The organism is Actinoplanes hulinensis, from assembly GCF_019429605.1.
GTDB lineage: Bacteria > Actinomycetota > Actinomycetes > Mycobacteriales > Micromonosporaceae > Actinoplanes > Actinoplanes campanulatus.
In genome coordinates, this window is the sequence record NZ_JAHXZI010000014.1 from 106,359 (window position 1) to 128,568 (window position 22,210).

General features: G+C 72.1%; 19 protein-coding genes. 11 read left to right on the top strand and 8 right to left on the bottom strand.

Going from position 1 to position 22,210, the window contains the following annotated elements; translation table 11 throughout:
• The first annotated feature begins 7 nt into the window (after positions 1-7).
• The gene (murJ, locus tag KZ829_RS25680) at positions 8-1,558 is read left to right on the top strand and encodes a murein biosynthesis integral membrane protein MurJ (protein ID WP_220146641.1); all 1,551 of its coding nucleotides are present in this window, start codon (positions 8-10) and stop codon (positions 1,556-1,558) included.
• 1 nt (position 1,559) lies between these two features.
• Here murJ and KZ829_RS25685 read toward each other — a convergent pair whose 3' ends face one another.
• The 3 genes from KZ829_RS25685 to KZ829_RS25695 form a co-directional block, all read right to left on the bottom strand.
• The gene (locus KZ829_RS25685; protein WP_220146481.1) at positions 1,560-2,672 is read right to left on the bottom strand and encodes a CU044_5270 family protein; all 1,113 of its coding nucleotides are present in this window, start codon (positions 2,670-2,672) and stop codon (positions 1,560-1,562) included.
• A complete protein-coding gene (locus KZ829_RS25690; protein WP_220146482.1) occupies positions 2,669-3,223 on the bottom strand; it encodes an RNA polymerase sigma factor in 555 nt (184 codons plus the stop codon). The genes KZ829_RS25685 and KZ829_RS25690 overlap by 4 nt, the downstream gene beginning before the upstream one ends.
• A gap of 88 nt (positions 3,224-3,311) precedes the next feature.
• Positions 3,312-3,977 carry a SemiSWEET transporter gene (locus tag KZ829_RS25695; RefSeq protein ID WP_220146483.1) on the bottom strand — a complete coding sequence of 222 codons (666 nt, stop codon included), beginning with the start codon at positions 3,975-3,977 and terminating at the stop codon, positions 3,312-3,314.
• A 390-nt stretch (positions 3,978-4,367) separates the two neighbouring features.
• On the opposite strand from KZ829_RS25695, the gene KZ829_RS25700 reads away from it, so the two are divergent.
• Positions 4,368-5,576: a globin domain-containing protein gene (locus KZ829_RS25700; RefSeq protein WP_220146484.1), complete on the top strand. Its 1,209-nt coding sequence runs from the start codon at positions 4,368-4,370 to the stop codon at positions 5,574-5,576.
• Positions 5,577-5,669: 93 nt separating this feature from the next.
• Positions 5,670-6,947 (top strand): Na+/H+ antiporter NhaA, encoded by a 1,278-nt coding sequence (nhaA, locus tag KZ829_RS25705; protein WP_220146485.1) that lies wholly within the window; start codon positions 5,670-5,672, stop codon positions 6,945-6,947.
• 42 nt (positions 6,948-6,989) lie between these two features.
• On the opposite strand, the gene KZ829_RS25710 is transcribed toward nhaA, so the two are convergent.
• Positions 6,990-7,454: a hypothetical protein gene (locus tag KZ829_RS25710; RefSeq protein ID WP_220146486.1), complete on the bottom strand. Its 465-nt coding sequence runs from the start codon at positions 7,452-7,454 to the stop codon at positions 6,990-6,992.
• A 191-nt stretch (positions 7,455-7,645) separates the two neighbouring features.
• Between KZ829_RS25710 and KZ829_RS25715 the strand changes: the two genes are divergently transcribed.
• Complete coding sequence (locus KZ829_RS25715; protein WP_220146487.1) at positions 7,646-9,601, top strand: elongation factor G; 1,956 nt, start codon at positions 7,646-7,648, stop codon at positions 9,599-9,601.
• A 6-nt stretch (positions 9,602-9,607) separates the two neighbouring features.
• On the opposite strand, the gene KZ829_RS25720 is transcribed toward KZ829_RS25715, so the two are convergent.
• The 3 genes from KZ829_RS25720 to KZ829_RS25730 all read right to left on the bottom strand — a co-directional run bounded on the left by KZ829_RS25720 (position 9,608) and on the right by KZ829_RS25730 (position 12,844).
• On the bottom strand, positions 9,608-11,386 hold the full coding sequence (locus tag KZ829_RS25720; protein WP_220146488.1) for a flavin-containing monooxygenase: 1,779 nt from the start codon (positions 11,384-11,386) through the stop codon (positions 9,608-9,610).
• A 76-nt stretch (positions 11,387-11,462) separates the two neighbouring features.
• Entirely contained in the window at positions 11,463-12,101 is a 639-nt protein-coding gene (locus KZ829_RS25725; RefSeq protein ID WP_220146489.1) for a TetR/AcrR family transcriptional regulator, read from the bottom strand.
• Positions 12,102-12,121: 20 nt separating this feature from the next.
• Positions 12,122-12,844, bottom strand: a complete 723-nt coding sequence (locus KZ829_RS25730) for an IclR family transcriptional regulator (protein ID WP_220146490.1) — start codon at positions 12,842-12,844, stop codon at positions 12,122-12,124.
• 89 nt (positions 12,845-12,933) lie between these two features.
• Here KZ829_RS25730 and KZ829_RS25735 point away from each other — a divergent pair, with 89 nt between their 5' ends.
• The 4 genes from KZ829_RS25735 (at position 12,934) to KZ829_RS25750 (ending at position 16,538) form a co-directional block, all read left to right on the top strand.
• Complete coding sequence (locus tag KZ829_RS25735; RefSeq protein ID WP_220146491.1) at positions 12,934-13,638, top strand: CoA transferase subunit A; 705 nt, start codon at positions 12,934-12,936, stop codon at positions 13,636-13,638.
• Entirely contained in the window at positions 13,625-14,260 is a 636-nt protein-coding gene (locus KZ829_RS25740) for a CoA transferase subunit B (protein ID WP_220146492.1), read from the top strand. Before KZ829_RS25735 ends, KZ829_RS25740 begins: the two co-directional genes overlap by 14 nt.
• 40 nt (positions 14,261-14,300) lie before the next feature.
• The gene (locus KZ829_RS25745) at positions 14,301-15,476 is read left to right on the top strand and encodes an acetyl-CoA C-acyltransferase (protein WP_220146493.1); all 1,176 of its coding nucleotides are present in this window, start codon (positions 14,301-14,303) and stop codon (positions 15,474-15,476) included.
• 144 nt (positions 15,477-15,620) lie between these two features.
• On the top strand, positions 15,621-16,538 hold the full coding sequence (locus tag KZ829_RS25750; RefSeq protein WP_220146494.1) for an SDR family oxidoreductase: 918 nt from the start codon (positions 15,621-15,623) through the stop codon (positions 16,536-16,538).
• Here the strand turns inward: KZ829_RS25750 and KZ829_RS25755 are convergent.
• On the bottom strand, positions 16,529-17,491 hold the full coding sequence (locus tag KZ829_RS25755) for a helix-turn-helix transcriptional regulator (RefSeq protein WP_220146495.1): 963 nt from the start codon (positions 17,489-17,491) through the stop codon (positions 16,529-16,531). The two genes, KZ829_RS25750 and KZ829_RS25755, sit on opposite strands and share 10 nt — an antisense overlap.
• 80 nt (positions 17,492-17,571) lie before the next feature.
• Between KZ829_RS25755 and KZ829_RS25760 the strand changes: the two genes are divergently transcribed.
• The 3 genes from KZ829_RS25760 (at position 17,572) to KZ829_RS25770 (ending at position 22,161) form a co-directional block, all read left to right on the top strand.
• On the top strand, positions 17,572-18,207 hold the full coding sequence (locus KZ829_RS25760) for a flavin reductase family protein (protein WP_220146496.1): 636 nt from the start codon (positions 17,572-17,574) through the stop codon (positions 18,205-18,207).
• Positions 18,208-18,878: 671 nt separating this feature from the next.
• Complete coding sequence (locus KZ829_RS25765; RefSeq protein WP_220146497.1) at positions 18,879-19,313, top strand: VOC family protein; 435 nt, start codon at positions 18,879-18,881, stop codon at positions 19,311-19,313.
• 532 nt (positions 19,314-19,845) lie between these two features.
• Positions 19,846-22,161 (top strand): leucine-rich repeat domain-containing protein, encoded by a 2,316-nt coding sequence (locus tag KZ829_RS25770; protein ID WP_220146498.1) that lies wholly within the window; start codon positions 19,846-19,848, stop codon positions 22,159-22,161.
• Positions 22,162-22,210: the final 49 nt, after the last annotated feature.

Below are 22,210 nucleotides of genomic sequence, written 5' to 3' on the forward strand. Positions count from 1 at the left end.
GCAGCGGATGGCCGTCGCCACCCTCGCCTCGCGGGTCGCCGGGTTCCTGCGGATCCTGGTGCTCGCCGCCGCGCTGGGGCTGGGCGGCCGGTTGCTCGACACGTACAACCTGGCCAACACGGTGCCGAACGCCGTCTACGAGCTGATCGTCGGCGGCACCATGGCCAGCATCGTGGTGCCGCTGCTCACCCGGGCGGCGCTGCGCGAACCCGACGGCGGGGTGCTCTACGCGCAGCGGTTGCTGTCCCTGATCGTGTACGTGCTCGGCGCGGTCACCGTACTGGCCGTGGTCGTCGCGCCGCTGCTGATCGACCTGTACGCCCCCGGCTTCACCCGCGACCAGCGGGACCTGGCCATCGTGTTCAGCCGGTTCTTCCTCCCGCAGATCCTCTTCTACGGCGTCAGCGCGACCGCCGGCGCCATCCTCAACATCCGCGGCCGGTTCGCCACCCAGGCGTGGGCGCCCCTGGTGAACAGCGTCATCGTCATCGCGGTGGGGCTCGTCTACCTGGCGATCGGCGGCGGCACCGGCACCGACCTGAGCACCGGGGAACTGCTGCTGCTCGCGGTCGGCACGACGGCCGGGGTGTTCGCGCAGGCGCTGCTCGTGGTGTGGGCGCTGCGCCGCAGCGGCTTCCCGATCCGGCTGCACCTGGATCCGCGCGGCATCGCCATCCGGCGGATCGGCAGGCTCGGCGTGTGGGTGCTGGTGGCGGTCGTCGCCTCGCAGACGCTCACCGCGGCGGCGACCCGGGCCGCGTCCTGGGGCGGGGCGGGCGGCATCACCGCCTTCCAGAACGCGAGTGCCGTCTACCTCGTGCCGTTCGCGGTCATCGCGGTGTCGGTGATGACCGCCATGCTGCCCCGGCTCAGCGAGTACGCGGCCCGCGGCGAACACCAGCGGGTCACCGTCGGGCTGTCCCGGGCGGTGCGCACCGCCCTGGTGGTGATGGCGCCGATCGCGGCCGCACTCATGCTGCTCGGCCCGACCGTCGCGGTGGTGCTGTTCGACCACGGCAACAGCGATCCGGCGACCGTCCGGGTGCTCGGCCTGGTCCTGACCGCGTTCGGGCTCACCCTGGTGCCGTTCACCAGCTACATGATCCTCCAGCGCGGCCTGTACGCCCTCCAGGACACCCGGACGTCGGCGCTGATCACGGTGCTGGTCGCCGCGGTCGGGGTGGCCGGATGCGCCGTCGCCGGGGCACTGCTGCCGAAGCGGGACATCGTCATCGGCATCCCGGTGGCGTACGCGGTCGCCTACCTGGCCGGGCTCACCGTGACCGCCCTCGTGCTGCGCCGGCGGCTCGGCCACATCGACGGGCGGCGCCTCGTCCGTACCCATCTGCGGGTCTTCGTGGCGACCGCGGCCGGCGCGGGATGCGCCGGCCTGGTCGTCTGGGTCACCGGCCCGGCCTCCTGGACGGGCGCCCTGTTCACCCTGCTGGGCGCGGTGGCCGCGGGCGGCGCCGGCTACCTGCTCGCCGGGCGGCTGATGCGCCTCGCCGAGCTGCGGCACCTGCTGAACACCGCGCTGCCGGGCCTGCGGACCTGGTGACCTACCTCTTCGGCGGCGCCGCGTCGGTGGTGCTCTGCTCCAGCACGACGCTGTAGCCGATGAGGTCGCCGGGCCGCAGCCGCGAGGTCGTGCCGCCCGGCCGCACCACCCGGGACTCCTGGCCGAGCGCCCGGCCGGTGGCGCTGTCGATGATGAAGCGGCGCTCGATCGCGCCGGTGAACGCGCTCTCGGCGGTGAACGCGAAGCCCTCACCGGAACGGCCGTGCCGGTCGGTCACCACCCCCAGGGAACGGGTGCCGGGCAGGTCGGCGATCAGGCGGAAGGCCGCCGCCCGGACCGGTCCGCTGACCGGGACCTCGGTGATCAGGCCGGAGGCGACGTTCAGCAGCCACTGCTCGCGGTCGGTGGGCATGTCGCCGCCACCGCCGTCGAAGTGCTTCAGCAGCGCGGCCCGCAGCGCGGCCGGCTCGGTCGGCAGCTTCTCCAGGTCGCGGACGGGCAGGAAGGCGTACACGTCCGCGTCGCTCGTCGACACCGTCCGCGGTCCGGCGCCGGTGGCGACCGGTGACCCCGGGCCCACCTCGCCGTTCGGCAGCGGCTTGCCGACCAGCACCGTCGCGGGGGAGCCGGCGGCCTGCCAGGCGGCCTCGTCGGCGGGCGTCAGCGGGGTCAGGCCGAGCGGCTGGGAGACCACCCGGGTGGGCCCGTCGCCCGCGCGGGCCAGCCAGATCTCGGACGACGACTTCGCCGTCATCCGGAAGGTCGCGGTGCCGGCGCCCACCGTGAGCACCGACCCGTTCTCGTGCCGGAACAGCAGGTATCTCCCGGCGCCGGGGGCCTCCTGGCTGCTGCGCTCGGCGGCGGCCAGCAGGATCTGCGACCCGGTCAGCCGGCCGGTCGCCTCGACCGAGGACCCGGTTCCGGGCGGTGCGGGCGGCGCGCCGCCGTTCACCACGGCCACGGCCACGGCGGCGACCGCGGCGGCGGCCAGCGCCCCGGCCGGGATCAGCGCGGCGGCCCGGAACCGGCGGGGACGGGCCCCGGTCACCGGTACGGCCCGCGGGGCGAAGGGGAGCGGCGGCGTACCGGCCGGGTCCAGCCGTGCCGGCCGGGCGTCGGCGAGGGTCTTCATGACGTCGGTGTGCTTGCTCATCGGCTCGGCTCCTTGATGACGACCGGCTTGACGAGCGCCGGCTGGGGGGTGGTCGGTTCGCCGGCGGCCGCGACGGCGCGCTCGAGGCGGGTGCGGGCACGGTGCAGGCGTACGAGGAACGTCGCGGTGGAGCAGTTCACGACTCGGGCCGCGGCACGGGCGGACAGCCCGTCCCAGGCGGTGAGGGTCAGCACCTCCCGGTCGTTCTCGGAGAGCCGGGCGAGCGCCGCCAGGATCGCCGAGCGTTCGGCGACGCCGTCGGCGACGTCGGGGGTGTCGTCCGCCCACGCCAGCATCTCGGCGGCGAGGGCGCGCTGCCGTTCCTCGTCGCGGTAGCGCTCGCGGATCACGTTGCGCGCGACGCCGAGCAGCCACGGCAGCGCCGCACCGCCCGGCATCTGTGCGAACCGCCGCCACGCCACGAGGAACGTGTCCGCCACGACCTCGTCCGCGAGCGGCCGCCCGGCGCGGGCGACCGCGTACGCGTAGACGCGGGGATGGTACTCGGCATACAGCGCGGTGAACTCCTGCGCATTCTCAGGGTCTGCCACTGATGGGCCGTCCTTAGGGAAGGGGTCCTGTCACCTGGTAATGCGCCGGGGAGCCGGTTCCTTACACCGACCTGCCGGAGGAATCGTGTCAGGCGGCGGCCAGGGCGGCGGCGCGCGGACGGCGGGCCGTGGCGAGGACGAAGCACACCACCAGCGAGCAGAGCAGGCCGGTGACCGAGCACACCACCACGGCCGGCTGACCGAGTGCGGCCGCGTAGACGGCCCAGCTCAGGTTCGAGGCGGCCCCCAGCACCCAGCGCGACCCGGAGACACCGGACAGGTCCTGACCGCGGTCGCGCAGCAGGGCCAGGGGCTGCGGAACGTTGGCCAGCAGCACGGCGCCGGTCAGCACCACACCGAGCGCCGAACTCAGCGCCCGGTGGTCGGCGCCCGGCAGGTTCGACAGGCCCGCGGTCGCGGCGGTGGCGAGCAGCAGCGCCACGGCGCCGGAGGCCGCGCCCAGGCCGGCCCGGCGGGTCCGCAGCTCCGGCCGGGCGGCCAGCAGCGCGACCAGGACCGCGATCCCGGCGCCCGTGCCCACCGCGTTGGTGGCGATCTGCACCGGGTCGCCGATCAGCAGGCCGTACTCGATCCAGCCCGCCGGCAGCGCCACACCCAGCCAGGTGGCGGTCGGTGAGAGGCCCGCGGTACGGCGCCGCACGCACGACGTCCAGATCTGCGGCCACATCAGGGAGATGGTCAGAGCCGCGGCGGACCAGCCGAGAACAGCGGTGAGCAAAATTCGAACTCCCATCGGGACGAGGCACAAACGCTTGACGTATCGCCCCGTCCGGATGACCACTGAGCCGGAGAACCGATCGGCCACCGAGGTGAACCCGGATGGCAACTTTCCCCGCCGGTACAGGCGCGGACGTCGATGAGGGAGGCATCGCGGGTGTGGTGTGAGCGGAGCAGGCCGGCCTGCTGGCCGCCGCGATCGCGGGGTTGCTCCGGGGACCGTCGACACCGGGCTGGGCGCGATCCTCATCCTCGCCGCGCTGCTGGTTCGCGCTGGCGCTGCTGCCCGGCATCGGCGTGGGCACCGTACTCGTCGGTGTTTCCGGCCGTGCCGCTCGCGACCGTTTCCGAGTCCCGTGCGGCGGCTCGTGACTAGGCTCAGCACATCGGCAAAGGGGGTATAACCGTGTTGTCGGACAAAGCACGGCCGATCGTGCAGAACACGCTGCCGGTCGTCGCCGACCATATCGCGGAGATCGCCAACCGGTTCTACGCGCACATGTTCGCCGAGCACCCGGAGTTCCAGGACGGGATGTTCAACCGCGGCAACCAGGCCGAGGGCTCGCAGTCGAAGGCGCTGGCCGGATCGGTCGCCGTCTTCGCCACCAGGCTGCTGTCGCATCCGCCGCGGATCCCGGAGCGGCTGCTCACCCGGATCGCGCACAAGCACGCCTCGCTCGGCATCCGGCCCGACCAGTACGACATCGTCCGTGAGCACCTCATGTGGGCCATCGGCGACGTGCTCGGCGACGCCGTCACACCGGACGTCGCGGCCGCCTGGGACGAGGTGTACTGGCTGATGGCGTACGCGTTGATCCACCAGGAACGCGGCCTCTACAGCGCCCGCGGCGTCACCCCGGAACGGGTGTGGCGGCAGTGGCGGGTCGCCGCCAAGGAGTGGGAGACCGACGACGTCGTGTCCTTCGTGATGCGGCGCGTCGACGACCGGCCGGTCAAGACGTCCCTGCCGGGCCAGTACGTCACCCTCCTCGCGACGATGCCGGACGGCGTACGCCAGCCCCGGCAGTACAGCCTGACCCGCGCCGACGACGGCGAGCACCGCTACTTCGCGGTGAAACGGGTGCACGGCGGCGGCAGACCCGACGGCGAGGTCTCCAACCTGCTGCACGACTCGGTCAAGGTCGGCGACGAACTGACCATGAGCGTCCCGTACGGCGACGTGGTGCTGGACGACTCCGGCCGGCCGGTCGTGTTCGCCAGCGCCGGCATCGGGGTGACGCCGATGGCCGGGATGCTGTCCCACCTGGTCGCCGCCGGCTCCCACCTGCACGTCACGATGCTGCACGCCGACGCCGCCGAGTCCACCTTCCCGCTGCGCGCGCAGATCGCCGACGACCTGGCCCGGCTGCCCAAGTCCGCCCTGTACGTCTGGTACGAGCAGGACCAGCGCACCGACCTGCCGGTGACCCGCGTCTTCTCCGGCGCCATGAACCTGGAGCAGGCGGACCTGCCGGAGGGCGCCGTCCACTACCTGTGCGGGCCGCTGCCGTTCCTCCAGTCGATCCGCAGCGCGCTGATCGACCGTGGCGTCCCACCCCGCGACATCCAGTACGAGGTGTTCGGTCCCGACCTGTGGCAGGCCGACGCCGATTGAGGCTGAGGCGGAGGCTGACCGGTTAGGCTGTCCGGAGGTGTGCCGGGAAGTCTGGTCGGCGGGAGATTCACCGACCCTCAATCTGGAGGCCCCGTGCCCGACGACTCCCGCCCGTCCCCGATCGTGCTCAGCCGCGGGTCCTGGGCCGAGGCCCGCCGGATCGCCGACGTGCTCCGCAAGGAGACCGTCGGCGGCGTGCTGCTGCTGGCCGGCGCGCTGATCGCCCTGCTCTGGGCGAACTCGCCGTGGTCCGCCTCGTACGAGGCGCTGATCGGGTTCACCGTCGGCCCGCACGCCCTGCACCTCGACCTCACACTGGCCACCTGGGCGGCCGACGGCCTTCTGGCGATCTTCTTCTTCGTCGCCGGCCTCGAACTCAAACGCGAGTTCGTGGCCGGCGACCTGCGGGATCCGCGCCGGGCGGCGGTGCCGGTCGCCGCGGCCGTCGGCGGGGTGATCGCGCCCGCGATCATCTACCTGGCCGTCAACCGGGGAGGCGCGACCGAGGGCTGGGCCGTCCCGACCGCCACCGACATCGCCTTCGCGCTCGCCGTGCTCGCCGTCGTCGGCCGCAGCCTGCCCGCCGCGATGCGCACCTTCCTGCTCACCCTCGCGGTGGTCGACGACCTGCTCGCCATCATGATCATCGCGGTCTTCTACACCGATGACCTGGCGATCCTGCCGCTGCTCGGCGCGCTGGTGCCGCTCGGGCTGTTCACCTGGCTGGTGCAGCGCCGTGTCCGGAGCTGGTGGCTGCTGCTGCCGCTGGCGTTCGCCGCCTGGGCGCTGGTGCACGCCTCCGGGGTGCACGCCACGGTGGCCGGTGTGCTGCTCGGCTTCGCCGTCCCGGTGCTCCCGGCCGCCGGCGAGCACGGTCTGGCCGAGCATTTCGAGCACCGGTTCCGGCCCATCTCGGCCGGCGTCGCGGTGCCGATCTTCGCGCTCATGTCGGCCGGGGTGGCCATCGGCGGGCTGGAGGGGCTGCGCTCGGCGCTGTCCGACCCGGCCGCGATCGGCATCATTCTGGGCCTGCTCGCCGGCAAGCCGATCGGAATCCTCGGCGCCACCTGGCTGACCGCCCGGTTCACCCGGGCCCGGATCGACGCCGGCCTGCACTGGATCGACATGGCCGGCCTGGCCGTGCTCGCCGGCATCGGCTTCACCGTCTCGCTGCTGATCGCGGAGCTGGCGTTCGGCGCCGGCAGTGTCCGCGACGGCCACGCCAAGATCGCCGTGCTGGCCGGGTCGCTGGCGGCGGCCCTGGTGGCCGGGGTGCTGCTGCGGGTGCGTAACCGCACCTACCGCCGCCTCCAGGCAGAGGAGCGCGTCGACTCCGACGGCGACGACATCCCGGACGTCTACCGGCACTGAACGACCGGGGCTCAGAGCCGGGCAGGCCCTGAGCCCCGATGGTCAGCGGGCGATGACGGTCCGGTTGACCGGGGTCCGGCCCCGGCGGGCGAACCCCATGGTGGGCGGCCGGGTGGATCCGCCGCGGACGGCGACCACCTCGTCGGCGGAGATCCGGCGGTTGACGGTCCGGCGCAGGCCCGGATGCCGAATCTCCCACGCCGCCCGTATCCGGGGCGGCAGATGCAGGTCGCGCCACACACGGCGCAGCATCATCGGATTGATCAGATCCTCGACCTCGTTGCACTCGGCGGCCTCGCACAACACCTTCTCGTAGGCGTGCCGCACCTGGACCGGGTCGTCCAGGTCGTAGCGGCGGCGGCTGGCGTGCCCACAGGCCATGTGGTGCGGCAACTCCAGCACCCCGAGGCTGCTGCCGTGCAGGTCGTCGATCCGGTCAGGGACAGCGGGAGCCCGGCTTGCGGCGCTGCGGTTCTTGCGTCCGTCCCGGGCGGCGACGTACGACATGCCTCCCAGGCTAGGCCCGCCGGAGCGGGTCGGCGGGCTAAATCGGTGGTGGAGCCGCAGGCCCCGTGCCAGGGTGGGAACCGTAACGGCATCCGACCACCCCGACTTCGTCATCGTCGAACCGAGGAGTAAACCGATGCGAGCAGCTTCCACGCTCCGGACCCCGACCCGTCCTACCGTGGAGATCTGCTTTGCCATTGCTGAACCTCGGGATCGTCGCCCATGTTGATGCCGGCAAGACCAGCCTGACCGAGCGGCTGCTGTTCGAGGCCGGGGCGGTGTCCCGGCCGGGGAGCGTCGACGACGGCACCACCCGCACCGACTCGATGGAGCTGGAGCGCCGCCGCGGCATCACCATCCGGGCGGCCGTCACCTCGATCCACCTCGGCGACCTGACCGTCAACCTGCTCGACACCCCGGGCCACCCCGACTTCATCGCCGAGGTCGAGCGCTCGCTCGCGGTGCTCGACGCCGCCGTGCTCGTGGTGTCCGGCGTGGAGGGCGTGCAGCCGCAGACCGTCGCCATCTGGCGGGCGCTGCGCCGCATCGGCGTGCCCACGCTGTTCTTCGTCAACAAGGTCGACCGGCGCGGCGCCGACGTGGACCGGGTGCTCGGCCAGATCCGGCGACGGCTCACCACCTGCCCGGTCATGCTCACCACGGTCACCGGGCAGGGCGGCCGCGACGCCCGGGTGCGGGCGCTGTCCCTCGACGCCGAACCGGTCGTGGCGGCGGTCGCCGAGGCCGACGACGCGATCGCCGGGCGGTGGCTGTCCGGCGAGCCGGTCCGGGCCCGCGACGTGCGCCGCGCCATCCGGCGGGCGGTCCGCCGCACCGAACTGGCGCCGGTGGCGTGCGGCTCGGCGATCACCGGCGCCGGCGTGCCGCAACTGCGTCACATCCTGGCCGGCCTGCTGCCCCGCTGCGACGAGCGGGACGGCCCGGTGGCGGGCACCGTGTTCGCCGTCGACCGCGACGGCCACGGGCGGCGGGCCTGGCTGCGGTTGTGGTCGGGTCGTCTGCGCGTACGCGATCGGGTCGCTCTGAACGGTGACCGGCCGCAGACGGTGACCGAGATCGCGGTGAGCGAGCCGGACGGGATCCTGGTCCGCGCGTCGGCGTCGGCCGGCCAGATCGCGGCGGTGCGCGGGCTGTCGGCGCGGATCGGCCAGCACGTCGGCGATCCGCCGCGCCGCCACCTCTACCGGTTCCCACCGCCGACCCGGCAGGCCCTGGTCGAGCCGGTCGACCCGGCGCAGCGGCTGGCGCTGTTCGCCGGGCTCGCCGACATGGCCGACGAGGATCCGCTGGTCGACCTGCGGCTCGACGAGCACCGGTCGGAGGCGGTCATCCGGCTGCACGGCGAGGTGCAGAAGGAGGTGATCGCGTCGCTTCTCGAGGAACGGTACGGCGTCCGCGTACGCTTCTCCGGCACGCTGACCGCCTGCATCGAACGGGTGGTGGGCACCGGCGGCGCCGAGGACCGGGTCCGGGAGCGCGGCAACCCGTACCTCGCCGGGGTGGGGTTGCGGGTCGAGGCCGCGCCGGTGGGGCACGGCATCGAGTTCCGCCCGGGCATCGAGCCGGGTCGGCTGCCACCGGCTTTCGTCGCGGCCACCGAGGAGGGCGTGCGGGCCGCGCTGCGGTACGGCCGGTTCGGCTGGCCGGTCACCGACTGCGTGATCACCATGACGTCGTCGCAGTACTGTCCCCGGCAGAGCCGGCCGCACCAGAAGTTCGACAAGTCGATCTCCTCGGTGGCGGCGGACTTCCGCAACCTCGCCCCGGTGGTGGTGACCGCCGCGCTGCGCGAGGCCGGCACCCGGGTGTGCCAGCCGGTCGAACGGTTCGACGTCAACCTGCCGCACGAGCAGGCCGACGCGGTGACCGCCCTGCTCGGCCGGCTGGGGGCGGCCATCGACGGCACCGCGGACGCCGGCGGCTACCTGGAGGTCAGCGGCACCCTGCCGTCGTCCCGGGTGCCGCGGATCGCGGCGGCGCTGCCCGACCTGACCGGCGGCGAGGCCGTGCTGACCGCCCACTTCGACCACTACGCGCCGGTCACCGGTGAGGATCCGCCGGTCCTGCCCCGGCGTGGCCCCGATCCGGCCGACCGGCGGGAGTGGTTCCGGGCGGTGCCCCGGTAGGCGCCGTCAGCCGGCCAGCACCTCGTCCATGCCGTCGCCGCGCCAGGTGCGCAGCAGCTCGTGGAAGACGACCGGGCCCGGCCCGAAGGAGTGGTTGACCGGCCGAGGGTTGCCCTCGCCGTTGTAGTAGCCGGGCGTGCACTCGGCCTGGAACCGGTAGTTGTCCAGTGCGTGCTCCCGGATCGTGGCGGCCCACCGTTCCTCCGCCTCGGCGGTCGGCTCGATCCGCTTCACGCCGCGCTCGGTGGCCTCGGCGACCACCGCGCCGATGTGGGTGGCCTGCTCCTGGAGCACGTGGACGAAGTTGACCGCGGCCGCGTTCTGCAGCGACCCGAGGTGGAACAGGTTCGGGAAGCCGTGGCTGTAGAAGCCGTGCAGCGTACGCGGGCCGTTGCGCCAGTGCCCGAGCAGCGGCAGACCACCGCGCCCGAACACCGGCAGGGTTCCGGAGACGACGCCGGAGACGCCGACCTCGAAGCCGGTGGCGAAGACGACGCAGTCCACCTCGTACTCCCGGTCGCCGACGACGACCGCGGACGGCGTCATCGCGGTGATGCCGCCGTGGTCGGCGGTGTCGACCAGGGTGACGTTCGGCCGATTGAACGCCTGGAGGTAGTGGTCACTGAAGCCGGGCCGCTTGCACATGTACCGGTACCAGGGCTGGAGGACCGCGGCGGTCACCGGGTCGTCGACCACCTCCTCGACGCGGGCCCGGATCTCGTCCATCTTGCGGAAGTCGGCCAGTTCGTCGAGGTGGTCGCGTTCCTCGGCGGAGATGTTCGGGTCCAGCGATCCGGTCAGCATCTGCCGCTGGAGACGGGCCGTGGCGGTCCAGCCGTCGCCGACCAGGTCCTGTCCGGTGTGGCCGCCGGTGACGATGGTCAGGAAGTTCTCCATCCGCTCCCGCTGCCAGCCCGGCTTCAGCGTGGCGGCCCACTCCGGGTCGGTCGGCCGGTTGTCGCGGACGTCGACCGACGACGGGGTGCGCTGGAAGACGTACAGCCGGCCGGCCGCCTCGGCCACGTGCGGGACCACCTGGATGGCGGTGGCGCCGGTGCCGACCACGGCGACGCGGAGGCCGGCCAGCTTAGACAGGTCGTCGCCGGTGTAGCCGTAGTCCCAGCGGCTGGTGTGGAAGGTGTGCCCGGCGAACGTCTCGATGCCCGGGATGCCGGGGAGTTTCGGCTGCGTCAGGGTGCCGGAGGAGACGACCACGTAGCGGGAACGGAACTCGTCGCCGCGGTCGGTCGTCACCGTCCACTCGCATGTGCCGTCGTCCCACCGCAGCCCGGTCACGCGGGTGTGGAACAGCGTGTCGTCGTACAGGTCGTACCGTTGCGCGATGGCGACACAGTGCCGCCGGATCTCCTCGCCCGGGGCGTACCGCCACTTCGGGACGTAGCCGACCTCCTCGAGCAGCGGCATGTAGACCGTGGACTCGATGTCGCAGTGGACGCCGGGATACCGGTTCCAGTACCAGGTTCCGCCGAAGTCCCCGGCCTCGTCGATCATCCGGATCCGCTGGACGCCGGCCTCGCGCAGCTTCGCGCCGGTGAGCAGACCCCCGAAGCCGCCGCCGACGACCACGGCATCCACCCGGTCGTTCTTCGGCTCCCGCACCGCGAACGGCGTGTAGGGGTCCTTGGCGTAGTAGCCGAACTCGCCGGCCGCCCGCCGGTACCGGGTCGCTGCGTCCGGGCGGATCCGGCGGTCGCGTTCGGCCCGGTAGCGCGCCCGCAGCGCGTCGAGTTCCGCGGGCCGGTAGCGGTGGGGGATGTGAGACATGAGGGGGATTTTAAATCAGCTGATTGACTTAAAGTGTGGGCCCCGGGGCGCACCGGACGATGTGGACGCTGGGTGATCAGAGGTTCGGCGCTCGGTAGAGTCCCTCGATCGCATTGATCAGACCGCCCGCGATCGACTGCCACGCCGGGTCGGCGGTGCGCTCCCGCTCCGCGCAGAAATGCACGATCAGGGTACGGGCCATGTCGTCCCGTTCCAGGCGGACCCGCGGCGGCAGATCCGGCAGGCAGTCGTGCAGCCGCGCGGTGACCCGGTGCAGCATCTCCACCCCCTCGAACTCGGCGGCCGCCAACTGTCGCAGTGCCGGCTCGGTCATCAGCTGGGCGGCGAACCGGGCGTACCAGCTCGGGCTGCCCAGCGCGGCCAGGTGGTCGGTGATCGGCCGGACCGTGCAGGTGACCCAGTCCCGCAGGGTGGCGCTGTCCGCGTACCGGTCGTGCAGCTGCCGCCGGATCTCCTCCACCGGCACCGCGTGCCGCGCGATGATCGCCCGCACCAGGTCGTTCTTGCTGCCGAAGTGGTAGCTCACCGCCGTGTTGTTGCCCTGCCCGGCCGCCTCGCTGATCTGCCGGTTGGAGACGTTGAAGACGCCGTGCTCGGCGAAGAGCCGCTCGGCCGCGACGAGGATCCGGGCGCGGGTGTGCTCGACCCGCTCGGCGCGCAGCCCGCGTCCGGGCTCTCTGGTGGGCTGCCTCATCGATGCGAAACGATAGGGGATCAGGGCCGGTGGGCGATCCGCCGGGTCAGCGTGTGCGCCGCCTCCAGCAGCAGGGCGCCGAGCTGGGCGGTCCGGTCGCCGTTGAACCGGGACTCCACACCGGTCAGGCTCAGTGCCCAGGCCGGGGCGCCGGTCCGGTCGAACACCACCGCCCCCACGCCCCAGCTGCCCGGGACGATCAGGCCGGGGTTCACCGCGTACCCCCGCCGCCGGGTGGCCGCCACCCGTTTCGCCAGCTCCGGCGTGCCGATGTGGGGCGCGGCCTCCTCCAGGGGCAGGTACGCCAGGATCGCCAGCCCCGCCGACGCCACCCCCAGCGGCAGCCGCAGACCCTCGTACAGCACGTGCGACCGCAGCGGGAAACTGCCCTCCACCTCGGCCAGGCACACCGTCTCCCCGCCGCGCCGGGCCGAGAAGAAGGCGCTCTCCCCGGTCCGTTCGGCCAGCGAGCGCAGCACCTCCCGGGCTGTGGACGTCACGTCGTACCGTTCCGCCGCCACCGACCCGAGCAGGAACAACTCGGGCCCCGGATACCAGCGGCCACGCCGGGCGTCCCGGTCGACGAACCCCTCCTCGGCCAGCGCCGCGAGCACCCGCTGCGCCGTCGACCGCGGCAGCCCGGTCGCCGACGCCACCTCCGCGGTGGTCACCCCCTGCGCCGCGCCGGAACCCACCCGGCGCAGCACCGCCGCCACCCGCGCCACCAACTGCGACCCCTGCATGCTCACATTATGAGCATCCTTCGCTCACGGCGATCACGCAGCGATCAATGTGACGGTCCGCGCGGCCGGTGTGCCTAGCGTGCCCGGCCATGAGCAAACTCGTCGACAGCGCGGCGAAAGCCGTCGCCGCCGTCGCCCGGGACGGCATGACCGTGGCGGTCGGCGGCTTCGGCCTGTCCGGCATCCCCACCTCGCTGATCACCGCGCTGCGGGACAGCGGCGTCAGAGACCTCACCATCGTCAGCAACAACATGGGCGTCGACGGCAAGGGCCTCGGCCTGCTGCTGGAGAACCGCCAGGTCCGCAGGGTCCTCGCCTCCTACGTCGGCGAGAACAGGCTCTTCGCCAAGCAGTACCTCGACGGTGAGCTGGACGTCGAGTTCGTCCCCCAGGGCACCCTCGCCGAACGCCTCCGCGCCGGCGGCGCCGGCATCCCCGCCTTCTACACCCCGACCGGCGCCGGCACCCCGGTCGCCGACGGCAAACCCCACAAAGACTTCGACGGCATGCGTACGGTCCTCGAGCGCGCGATCGTGGCGGACCTGGCCCTGGTGCGCGCCCATCGTGCCGACCTCGAGGGCAACCTGCGGTTCCGGTTGACCGCCCGCAACTTCAACCCGCTGGTCGCCGCCGCCGGCCGGACCACCATCGCCGAGGCCGAGATCGTCGAGGACGTCCACCTGCACCCGGACGACGTGCACACCCCCGGCATCTTCGTGCGGCACCTGGTGGCGACCGAGATCCGTGACAAGGACATCGAGCAGAGGACGGTGCGCCCCCGTGTGGACGCGTGACGACATGGCGGCGATCGCGGCCTCCGAGCTGACCGACGGCCAGTACGTCAACCTCGGCATCGGCATCCCCACCCTGGTCGCCAACCACCTGCCCGCCGGGGTACGGGTGACGTTGCAGAGTGAGAACGGCATCCTCGGCATGGGGCCGTTCCCGTACGAGGGTGACGAGGACCCGGACCTGATCAACGCCGGCAAGCAGACCGTCACCCTGCTGGCCGGGGCGTCGGTGTTCGACTCGGCCACCTCGTTCGGCATGATCCGCGGCGGTCACGTGCAGACCGCCATCCTCGGCGCGCTCCAGGTGGCGGCCAACGGCGACCTGGCCAACTGGACCATTCCCGGCAAGCTCGTCAAGGGCATGGGCGGCGCGATGGACCTGGTCGCCGGCACCCCGCGCGTCATCGTCGTCACCGAGCACGTGGCGAAGGACGGCAGCCCGAAGATCGTCGAGAGGTGCACGTTGCCGCTGACCGGCGCCGGCGTCGTCGACCGCATCATCTCCGACCGCGCCGTCCTCGACGTGGCCGGCGACAGGCTGATCCTGCGCCGCCTCGCCGACGACCAGTCCATCGACGACCTACGCGACGTGACCGGCGCCGACTTCACCGTCGAGTTGACGTGACCGCCTTCACCCCTCCAGCCGGTCTCGCCATGGAGCTGACATGAGCATCGTGATCGCGGGCTATGCCCGTACCCCGTTCGTTCGTTTCTCCGGATCTCTCGCCACCGTGCCGGCCGCCGAACTCGGCGCCCACGCCATCCGCGCGGCCCTGTCCCGCGCCGGCGTGCCGGCCGCGGCCGTGCAGCGCGTCTTCGCCGGCCAGGTGTTGCAGGGCCTGGCCGGGCAGAACCCGGCCCGCCAGGCCGCGGTGACCGCCGGCATCCCGCTGGCCGCCCCCGCCACCACCCTCAACGCCGTCTGCCTGTCCGGCCTGGAGGCCGTCGCAGCCGGGGTCGCCGCCATCGAGTCCGGCCGCGCCGACGTGGTCGTCGCCGTCGGCATGGAGTCGATGTCGCTGGCCCCGCACGCCTGGCGGGGCGGCCGGGCCGGCACCCGCTACGGCGCGATCGAGGTCCTCGACACCCTGGAACAGGACGGGCTCACCGACGCGTTCGAGCAGCGTTCGATGGGCGCGTCCACCGAGGCCGGCAACAGCGACCTGGGCCTGGACCGCCCCGCACAGGACGCCTGGGCCGCCCGCTCCCACCAGCGGGCCGAGGCCTCACACGCCTTCCTGACCGGCGAGATCGAGCCGTTCCCGGTCCGTGACCGCCGCGTCGGCGACCGCCTCCTGGACGCCGACGACGGCATCCGCCCCGGCACCACCGGGGAGACCCTCGCGAAACTGCGCCCCGCGTTCGCGGCCGACGGCACGATCACCGCGGGCAACGCCTCCCCGCTCACCGACGGCGCCGCCGCACTGGTCCTGATGAGCGCGACCGCGGCGGCCGCCCACGGCGCCCGCCCGCTGGCCCGGGTGCTGGCGTCGTCCATGGTCGCCGGCCCGGACGTACGCCTGCACCTGCAACCCGCCGCCGCCATCCAGGCGGCTGTGAAGGACCTCGGCGCCGACCCGTCCGTCCTGGGCCGCGTGGAGATCAACGAGGCGTTCGCGTCGGTGGCCCTGGCCTCGGTAGACGCCCTCGGCATCGACCCCGGCATCGTCAACGTCCACGGCGGAGCCATCGCCCTGGGCCACCCGATCGGCGCCTCCGGCGCCCGCATCGTGGGCACCCTGGCCCGCCAACTCCACGAGCCGGGCACCACCGGCCTGGGCGCCGCCGCCATCTGTGGAGGAGGCGGCCAGGGTTCCGCGATCCTCCTGGAACCGGTCTGAATCAGCGTCGACAGGAAGCACCCACGAACCCGGTGCCTTCGAACAGGTAGATGCCGTCCACATCGCCTGAGCGCATGTCGCCGTACCGATGACGGGTTTTAAATCGGACGTCCGTTGTCAGGTTTCGGCGGAAGCCTGGGTGGCATGACGCAGAAAGCATTGGCCGGGAAGGTGGCCCTCGTGGCCGGGGCGACGCGCGGCGCCGGGCGGCAGATCGCGGTGCAGCTCGGCGCGGCCGGGGCGACCGTCTACGCGACCGGCCGCACCACCCGTGAGAGCCGTTCGCCGATGAACCGGCCGGAGACGATCGAGGAGACCGCCGAACTGGTCACCGCTGCCGGCGGCACCGGCATCGCGGTGGCCGTCGACCATCTCGACCAGGACCGGGTCGCCGCGCTGGTGAAACGGATCGACGACGAGCAGGGCCGCCTCGACGTGCTGGTCAACGACGTCTGGGGCGGGGATCCGTTGACCACATGGAACGAGCCGGTCTGGGAGCAGGACCTCGACCAGGGGTTCCGGCTGCTCCGCCAGGCCGTCGACTCGCACATCGTGACAAGCCATTTCGCGCTGCCGCTGCTGATCCGCAACCCGGGCGGCCTGGTGGTCGAGGTCGGCGACGGCACCACCGATTACAACGCCGTGAACTACCGGTTGTCGGTCTTCTACGACCTGGCGAAATGGTCGGTGAACCGGCTCGCCTTCAGCTGGTCCCGGGAACTGGCCGGGCATCAGGCGACCGCGGTGGCGCTCACCCCGGGCTGGCTGCGCTCGGAGATGATGCTGGAGAACTACGGCGTCACCGAGGAGAACTGGCGGGACGGCTGCGCCAAGGAGCCGCACTTCGCGATCTCCGAGACGCCGGCGTACGTGGGCCGCGCCGTCGCCGCACTGGCGGCCGACCCGGATCGCGCCCGCTGGAACGGGAAGTCGGTGTCCAGCGGCGAACTCGCCAAGGTCTACGGCTTCACCGACGTCGACGGGAGCCGGCCGGACGCCTGGCGCTATCTCGTCGAGGTGCAGGATCCAGGCAAGCCCGCCGACGTCACCGGCTACCGGTAGAGATCGCTCAGGCGCCGCGCGGCCTCGGCGAGCCGGGCACGCAGGGCGGGCGGCTCCAGCACCTCGGCCTCCGGGCCGAACCGCAGCAGGTACGTGTAGGCGACGTCGATCGACTCGACCGGCAGCCGGGTCCGCACCCATCCGTCCGGATCCGGCTCCCCGGCCGCGTCGAGGGCCTCCCGCGCGGCGGGCGGCTCGACGACGTGCCGCAGGATCCGCTGCCCGTGCGGGCTGAGCCGGATCGTGATCGTCTCCCGCAGCATCCGCCGCACGAACTCGGCCGCCCGTTCCGCCCAGAACGACGGCAGATCAAAATCCGTTTCGCGTACGAACGAAGCGCCGTCCTCCTCCACCCCGGTGATCCGGTCCACCCGGTAGGACCGCAGATCGTCCCCGACCCTGCCGACCAGATACCAGACCCCGTTCTTCAGCACGAGCCCGTACGGCGAGACCGTCCGGGTGACCTCCCCGTCCCGCCGGTAGCGCATGGTCAGCACCCGGTCCTGCCACACGGCCCGGGCCAGCGCGGCGAGATGCTCCGGCGGTTCGGTGTCGTCGAACCAGCCCGGGGCGTCGAGGTGGAACCGTTGCCCGGCCCGTTCCGAGGCCTCCCGCAGTCCGGCCGGAAGCGCGGCCAGCATCTTGCGGCGCACCGACCGCACCGGCTCGCCAAGTCCCATGTCCCGGGCCGGTCCGGGCAGCCCGGCCAGGAACAGCGCCTCCGCCTCGTCCCGGTTCAGCCCGGTGAGCCGGGTCCGGTAGCCGCCGACCAGCCGGTACCCACCGGATCGTCCCTGCTCGGCGTAGACCGGCACCCCGGCCGCCGACAGCGCCAGCACGTCCCGGTAGACGGTCCGCTCGGACACCTCCAGCTCGGCCGCCAGTTCGGTGGCGGTCATCGTGCCCCGCGACTGGAGCAGCAGAACCAGATTGATCAGCCGGGCGGCGCGCATACCGGAGATTCTCGTCCACCCGGAACGCCAGGTCCGATCCCCGCCAGCGTCCCCGAACGCCGGCGGACAGGGTGGAGCGCATGCATGTGGTTCCGGGACTCAAGGTCCTCTACTTCGGCACACCGGTCGTGCTGATCAGCTCCCGCAACCCGGACGGCTCGGCGAACCTGGCCCCGATGTCGTCCGCCTGGTGGCTGGGCCAGACCGCCGTGCTCGGCCTCGGCAACACCTCCCAGACCACCGAAAACCTTCGACGGTACGGCGAATGCGTGCTGAACCTCGTGCCGTCCGGCCTGGTCGCCGAGGTGGACCGGATCGCCCTCACCACCGGCGCCCCACAGGTGCCGCCCCGCAAGCTGACCCAGGGATACCGGCACGTGGCCGACAAGTTCGCCGAGGCGGGCCTGACCGGGCAGCCGTCGGATCTGGTGAGACCACCGCGGGTGGCGGAGTGCCCGATCCAGCTGGAGTGCCGGGTGACGGCCGCCCACCCGATCGGCACACCGGATCCGTGGGGGACCGCCTTCCACGTGGACGTCCTGCGCACCCACGTCGAGCAGGATCTGCTGATCCCCGGGACCGCCTACGTCGACCCGCACCGCTGGGACCCGCTGATCATGAAGTTCTGCGACTTCTTCGGCGGCGGCACGAACGTGCACCCGTCCCGTCTGGCCACCGGCTGGAAGATGCCGGTAGCCGATATCGCCCGAGGCTAGAGATCCATCGTGGTCGAGGTCCGCGTTTCACTTCCAGCTCTTTCTTCTTGTACGCGTGTCCTCGTCCCGTCTGATCAGGGCCGTCCTGTCCGGTCGGCGCGTGCTCACTGCCTGCTCCGGCCTGTGCCGCGCCCGCCGGGCGGAGATCGGTGGCCGGGCAGGCCGGGCCCGGCCGCCACTTCCTCACATGCCGCCGGTCGCGGCCGTCCCGCCTTTCGGTAACGCTGGGCGGGTGGTTGCGGTGTTGCCGGCCAGGCACCGGGGTTGCCCGCTCTCGGCCGTCGCGCTGGTCACGTTGGGCGGGTCGTCGTTCGGGCCGATCTTGATTCCTGGTTGTCATCCGGCGGTAGATCATCGCCCATGATCTATTTTCCCTGGAGGACCTTGGGTGATCGGATGCATCCGGACGGCCACGATCGCGCAAGATCGCGCCGGTCGGCGACGATTGCCCAAGATTTACATCGACGTTTGCGGATGGATCGAGCGGTTGGCGGTGACCGGGCGAATCTCGCGGCGAAGGCGGGGAAACACGCGAACAGGCGACCTGACATCGACGCCAGGCCACAACCGGGAAAGAGACTCCAGAACAGCACCGAGCAAGCACCACCGCAACCACCCACCCGGAGCGAGACCCGCAAAGGCGCCCGGGGCCGGGCCTTTATGGTGATCGAATGGCATCGGTGAGGCAGTTCCAGGTCACGTTCGACTGCGCGGATCCCGAGCGGGTCGCCCGCTTCTGGTGTGCGGTGCTCGGGTATGAGCCACCATCACCACCCGGCGGTTTCGGCACCTGGGACGCCTACTGGCAGTCACGCCCGGAGGAGAAGCGCGGCGCCTGGTTCGCGTGCGGCGATCCCACCGGGGCGGGCCCGCGCCTGTATTTCCAGCGCGTCCCGGAAGACAAGGTCATAAAGAATCGGTTGCACCTCGACGTGCGGGTCGGTACCGGGCTCGTGGGTGAGGAGCGCCTGGCGGCCCTTGAGGCCGAATGCGCCCGGCTGCTCGCGCTCGGCGCGGTACGCGTGCGACTACTGACCGCTGATGGCTTCAACGAATCGTGCCTCGTGATGCAGGACGTCGAGGGCAACGAATTCTGTCTCGACTGACGGTTCGGGCGAACCGGCGATGACGGAATCCGGCTCCCGCTGGGCGTCGCGTGCTCCACGAATCCTTCACTTCTTCAGCGGCACGGTCGGCTGGCAGCGCGGCAATCGGCCGACCCGCTCGCGAGCCTGGTCCTCGAAGGGTTGGTCCGGTCGCTGCTAGCAGCGAACCTGTCGAAAAGGTCCCGGTAGCCCACCAGGAGACCATCCACTTTCGGGTGCACCCGAACGCCGGCGCCCTATTCCTCCATCATGTCGATGAGCGCACCGGAGATGTCCTCGCCGTAGCAGGACAACGGCTGATCGCGCAGGTCGTCCGCGGCCGAATCTGGCGCGCTCATCGGCTATGAACGCGTCGCGCCGGGTACCGGAATGCTTGACCACGTGCGGTTCCGGCACGCCTGTAACCGACTTCCACGCCTGTTTGACGAGCAGATCGGCCACGATGGCGATCCTGCTCGATCGCCTGATGTCGAGGATTGTTCCGGGGTGCCACACTCGGCGACCGGAAGGCCGGACAGGGAGCGTACGACGGATGTGGCATGACGTGGCGGCGGTGCGGGAATTCCTGCGTACGGGCCGGGTGACCGCGCTCGCGAGGTCGCTCAAGCGGGAACACGCGGCGACATGGCGGGCGCTGGAGCCCGTGGAGCGGCGGGAGATCCTGGCAGCCTGCTCGGCGAGCAAGCGCGAGGAGGTCGCCGGGTTCGCGTCCGCCGGCCGTGTCGCCGAGGCGCCTGTTCTCTTCGACGACCTGGTGACCCTGCCGGATCTGCAGGCCAAGACCTACTGCGCGGCGCTGGAGACGCTGTACCACGAGTATGCCGGCCCGATCGACCCGGAACGGGCGCGCATCTACCTGGCCGCGGCGCTGCCGCACGGACCGGCGTATCCGAAGATCTTCCACTGCGCGGCCCGGGTGTACTTCGAACTGGGTGACCGGGACCGGGTGGTGCAGATGGTAGCCGCCGGAAAGCGTAACGACGGTTCCCTCTGGTTGATCCGCGACGACATGGCGCTGGCCCCCATGTGGCCTCATCCGGGGTACGCGGAGTTGTTCGCCCACCTGGATCCGCCACTGTTCCGCGGCATGGAAGCCGCACGCGCGGCCGGCCCCGCGGCTGTACGCCGTCTCAGGGCCGGAGGGAGACCTGGCCACCGGCTGCGGGAGTTCGTCAACCTGGAGTGGGTGGACGTCTGGGGCGACGACGAGGAAACGCTGGCGGCGCTCGCGGACCTGCCGAGGCTGGCCCGGCTGGAGCTGGGTGCCCACTTCCGCGGGCCGCTGCCCACCGGCACATTGACTCGGCTGGTCCAGGTGCCGACCCTGGAGGAGTTCACCTTCGAGCGCAGCGGCGAGGCCGTCCGGCCCGGTCAGGTACGGGCGTTGCGAACCGACTTCGCGCGCCGGGACCTGCCGGCGCCGGAGCGGCTGTTGCACGTGGCGCTGTTGTTCGGCACCGGCGACGGCACGGCGGAACAGTCCGGCGTACGCGACCTGGTGGCGGCGATGGACTCGGGCGTGCCGGCGGTCCGGCAGGCCGCGAAACGGCTGCTGGCCGACCGGCTCACCGCCCCGGAGGGTGGCCTGCGCCCGGGTGACGGGGTACTGCTGGCAGGGAAGATCAATTCCGACCAGGCGGTGCTGGCCGACCGGCTCGCGGAGGTGGGCGCCACCCTGCAACGCCGGCCTGGCCCGGCGACCCGGCTGGCCGTCGCCGGTGAGCAGCACAAGGGCCGGGCGCTGGCACACCTGGATGCCGGCGTCCCGCTGATCCTGGAGTCCCAGCTGCGTGACCTGCTCGACCGGGCCGCACCGCAGCCGCTGTCCGGTGCCGCCGGCGAGGGGGAGGAACTGGCCGCCCGGCTGCGGGCGCTGCTGACGTCGCCGGACGAGGCCAACATCAAGCTGGCGGTGGACCTGGCCCGGCAGGGTGGCCTGCCGCCGGGGCTGCTGGAGGAGCTGATCGTCGTCTGGAAGGACACCCGGCTGGGCCGGCCGGTCCGCGGCGGTGCCCAGAAACTGCTCGCCGAACACGCCCCGGCGGCGTTGCGGGACGCGATGGCCGGCGCGTTCGCCCGGACGAACGTGTTCCGCGACTCGGCCACCTCATGGGACGTGATGTCCGCCGCACACGATCTGGCCGAGCTGTGCCCCGGCACGATCGACGGCGTCCGGCTGCTCACCCTGCTCATCGCCCGGCGGGACCCCGACCGGTTCGGGCGGATGCTGGACATCCGTGGTGGATGGATGACGTTCACGCACCTGCCGCCGTACGTCCTGGAACTGACCGACCTGGGCCACCTCCGGGTCGAGCAGGCCGACCTTGTGGAACTGCCCGACGACATCGGACGCCTCACCGGGCTGCACACCCTCGACCTGGGACACAACCGGCTCACCTCGCTGCCGGCCGGGATCGCGGAACTGCGCAACCTGCGTCATCTGGATCTGTCCAACAATCACCTCGTACAGGTCCCGACGGTCCTGTTCGCGATGGGCGATCTGGTGCGGCTCAGCCTGGGCCTGTCCAACTGGAAGCCGCCCTGGCCCGCCCACCTGACCACGCTGCCGGATCTGTTCGACGGGCTCATCGGGCTGGCCCATCTGGATCTCAGCCACCAGCACATCGCCGCGCTGCCGAACTCCATGCGCGCGATGCCGAACCTGGTGGGGCTGAACCTGCGCGGAACCCGGCTGCGCCGGCTCCCGGAGTGGATGGTCGACCTACCGGAGCTGCGCCAGCTGCTGCTGGAGGGTGCGTCGCTCGACGACGACGCTGCCAACCGGGACCTGATCGCCCGGCTGCGGGGACGCGGCATCACCGTCCGGACCGATCTGGCGAACGCTTGACGCCATCGCACCGTCCGGAGTCCGCGGGCGTCCTGCCGGTACGGCGCGG